At 35.8% G+C, this 3,727-nt stretch carries 2 protein-coding genes; one reads left to right on the forward strand and one right to left on the reverse strand.

Features of this window, described 5'->3' with window-relative positions:
• Positions 1 to 1,184 precede the first annotated feature (1,184 nt).
• The gene (locus tag F6K22_RS35315; RefSeq protein WP_293109194.1) at positions 1,185 to 1,454 is read left to right on the forward strand and encodes a hypothetical protein; all 270 of its coding nucleotides are present in this window, start codon (positions 1,185 to 1,187) and stop codon (positions 1,452 to 1,454) included.
• Positions 1,455 to 2,372: 918 nt separating this feature from the next.
• On the opposite strand, the gene menB is transcribed toward F6K22_RS35315, so the two are convergent.
• On the reverse strand, positions 2,373 to 3,206 hold the full coding sequence (gene menB / locus F6K22_RS35320) for a 1,4-dihydroxy-2-naphthoyl-CoA synthase (RefSeq protein WP_293109195.1): 834 nt from the start codon (positions 3,204 to 3,206) through the stop codon (positions 2,373 to 2,375).
• Positions 3,207 to 3,727: the final 521 nt, after the last annotated feature.

Consider the following 3,727-nt stretch of genomic DNA (forward strand, 5'->3'; position numbering starts at 1 on the left):
CGTTGAATTTCTCCAGGGGGAGAAATTCAACGTTGGTCAGTCTGTGCAATTTGCGCCACTAAGCAGTGGTCATGGGGAGAGAAGTAGGGAGTGTTCATTAATGGATAATGGATAATTGATAATTGATAATTACAAGAAGGTTAAAACCGTTACACCAATTGAATATAAGGAATATTGTCTTTGTTTTCCCCTATCCAAGGGGAGGCTTCAAGGCGCGAATTATTTAATTATTAATTATTAATTATTGAAAACGGATAGGGTTGACTCAAAGGAAAATTTTTTCTTCTCTTGGTCATTGGATCTGGCTAGGTTTCCCGAAGAGTGCAGAGCCGCTCCCTCCGCTAACGCCATCCCATCCTTACGGACAGCTCCGAAGATCGACCGCTTTTTTCTTCCTGAAAGGAGAGGGTTTCAACCTTAATTTTTCGGTAATAGGGAAGGCTTCACCTACAGGACTCCCAATGTTTTCACCTAAGGTCAGTTCAGATTAAGACGATTTTGCTAATCATTTTATGAAGGAATGGGGATTATAGCCAAGGATAGAATAATAGTTTCAGCTTATCCCGAACTCAGGTCAACCTAGAGCTTAACTTTTCAGTATTCCCCTCACTTCGGAAAACTTTTCAACGAAAGGGGTTTAATTATTAAGGCTTTGTCTGCAATCGGCATTTAGTAAAATAGTATAACTTTTTCTTACTCCTGTAATATCATACCATCATTCAACAAAAGGAATGAGACAGCCCTGCGTTTTGAAGATACTTCGTTCAAGGAATTATTACTCTCCCCAAATGTAATTAAAAATACAAAATAATTAATTTATCTTAATCAGTGATTGAAAATTTTTGATAGCTTTTTTCCCTGTGTTTATACGTACTTAGTAACGATGAATATTGCCAAGTAATGAGTTGAAATATTACCTATTTTACTTCCATCTGACTTACATTTTAGGTTGATCCCCATTAATTTTACCCAAATAATGTATTTATTCATACAATTTTACTGGCCAGCTATTATCGAAATATTTCCAATTATAACGGAATTATAAAAATAATATAAAATCAAGTTAATTGATAGGAATCTTCAGAAGCTAGATGTCATAATGGTTTTAATCGATTAAAACTATGAAGTCCCAGGGATTAAAAATAATTTAAAGTCAAGTAAATATAAATTTAGGAAAATTTTTTATGAAAGCCATTCTAGCTTGTCGTCATTGTCAATACTATTCACCAGAAGGAAGACGTGGTGGTGTTTGTCAAAAGTTAATGACACAAGTTGAAAGTAATTGGAAAGCCTGCTCATTAGCTTTACCTCCCTTTGCACCATCCTGGGAAAATCGGAATAGTATAGTTATGTGGCATCAGAAAATTGATGAAAAATTGGAAGTAGTTTTGCCCCTAAAACCTACTGCTAATAATATTCGTCAACTAACTAATACATTTGGGCTTGGTTCTTAATGAGCAATAAATTTAAGTCAAGGTTTGAGTAAATCTAGTCTAATTTTCCTTTTTATTTAAATTGATTATCCCTGGAATTTACGGCATTGTTGAATTTATATATGATTTTGCTAAATTCCTAGTGGAGTTTATAGCTTTCAGGCATACATCTGAAAAATAGCTGTTATCTTCTTCGGTTAAATCACAAATTATAACGGGATAGGATAACCAAAGTATAATAGATACGGGATTGTTGATTAATTATCAAAGCACTTATATGTCAATGCTTGATCCTTTTTGAGTCGAAAAAAGTACAAGTTTTTCGGTCGAATAAAGTTCAAAAAGTTAGCATTTTGGGCAGACAAGGGCAGAAAATTAATCTTACAATTCTTCCGACCACCTCGTCTATAATTACCGAAAAATCGTGGTCTAAAGCCTCCTCTTTTAAGCTATGCTTTATAAATATATTTCTTAACGTAAACCTTAGACATTAGAAAAAGGTTATGTTTATTACCATTCATATGGATATGATAGGAGAGTAAACGTATTTAATTAGAGGCGAAACTCCCCCCACCTACCCATCTCCCCATCCCCCCCATCTCCCTATCAAAAAAAAATTTTAGGAGTTCTTTATAAGGGATAGCCTTTTAAGGGGATAAAAAGCGGTAGAGGGATGGATGGGTTACCGAAGCATATCCAATCGACCAAGAGAAAAGAGAATTTCGTATTTCAATCCCGAAGCTTCAACTAGAGGTACTGATAATTGATAACTGATTAGAGCAGAAATAATCAAAATACTACAGATGGATTGAATAGCATTCTGGTGCTGCGGTGGGGAATGTAAGAACTAAGCTTGGAGGTAAGTTTAGGTTAGTGCAGTCCCCTATTAATGCATAAATTCTTATTATTTATAGTTGATTAGAGTTAGTGTGGGGTAGTTCAAGGTAGCCAAGGATATCTACTAAAATCTGGAGGCCGTTTTTCTAGGAATGCCTTTTTACCTTCAGCTCCTTCCTCTGTCATGTAGTAAAGAAGAGTAGCATTACCAGCCAATTCTTGTAGACCAGCTTGTCCATCACAATCAGCATTAAAAGCGGCTTTTAGACAACGAATAGCGATCGGGCTTTTTTCCAAAATTTCTGATGCCCAGTTAATGCCTTCTTTTTCTAGCTCCTCCACTGGTACAACACAATTCACTAAACCCATTTCCAAAGCTTGTTGGGCTGTATATTGCCGACAGAGAAACCAAATTTCTCGTGCTTTTTTCTGACCAACAATTCTTGCTAAATAACTAGCCCCAAACCCACCATCAAAACTACCTACCTTGGGACCAGTTTGACCAAAAATTGCATTATCTGCGGCAATAGTTAGGTCACAAATAATATGCAAAACATGACCTCCACCAATAGCATATCCAGCCACTAGAGCTATGACAACTTTAGGCATGGAACGAATTAACCTTTGTAAGTCTAAGACATTCAACCGTGGCACTCCAGCTTCATCGACATAACCTGCTGTACCTCGCACACTTTGGTCTCCACCAGCACAGAAAGCATATTTACCATCTGTATGAGGTCCTGCACCTGTGAACAAAACTACTCCAATATTTGGGTCTTCACGAGCGTCAACAAAAGCATCATAAAGTTCAAATACAGTTTTAGGGCGAAAAGCATTACGTTTGTGGGGACGATTAATAGTTATTTTGGCAATTCTGTCAGTTTTGTGGTAAAGAATATCGCTATAGTCTTTAACAATTTGCCATTCTATTTGCAAAGGCTGATTACTCATATTTGTAAAAATTTATAATGCAAAATTACTTTCTACCAAGGCATAGATTAGTTTAGTGGGAAGAGTACTGGTTGTAAATACTAATAGCCTTTTTCCGCGGAAAAACTTGGGGAGATAAAATACCACTACTTTACTGTATAGTTAAGATTAAATAACATTTTAGGTTGAATAATTTACTCAGATTGTCAGAAATACTTTTATTTTATTTTACTTCTAAATTTGATACCAATTTTGAGTTGGTGGTGCAAAATTTTATAATAGTCAAGGGAGGATTTTTTATCTGATCAAGTAAAGTAAGTTAATTTCAGTCAAACCAAGGTTAATAGTGCTATAGTTTTTGCAAATGATATTTCAATAATGAATAATGAATAATGAATAATTACCTCTTCTTATAAAGAAGACGATTGGCTAAAATGATTTTTTTTCTCTCTTGGTCGATTGGAGGCTCGCGTTTAGCGTTCCGCACAACGCGCGTTTTTCATGTCGCTCCGCGTTTCGCGGAGCAG

The organism is Okeania sp. SIO2F4, assembly GCF_010672385.1.
Lineage (GTDB): Bacteria > Cyanobacteriota > Cyanobacteriia > Cyanobacteriales > Microcoleaceae > Trichodesmium.

Bases quoted from the DNA above. Each gene is read 5' to 3' on its own strand.
- F6K22_RS35315 (WP_293109194.1), top strand. From the start codon at position 1,185: ATGAAAGCCATTCTAGCTTGTCGTCATTGTCAATACTATTCACCAGAA.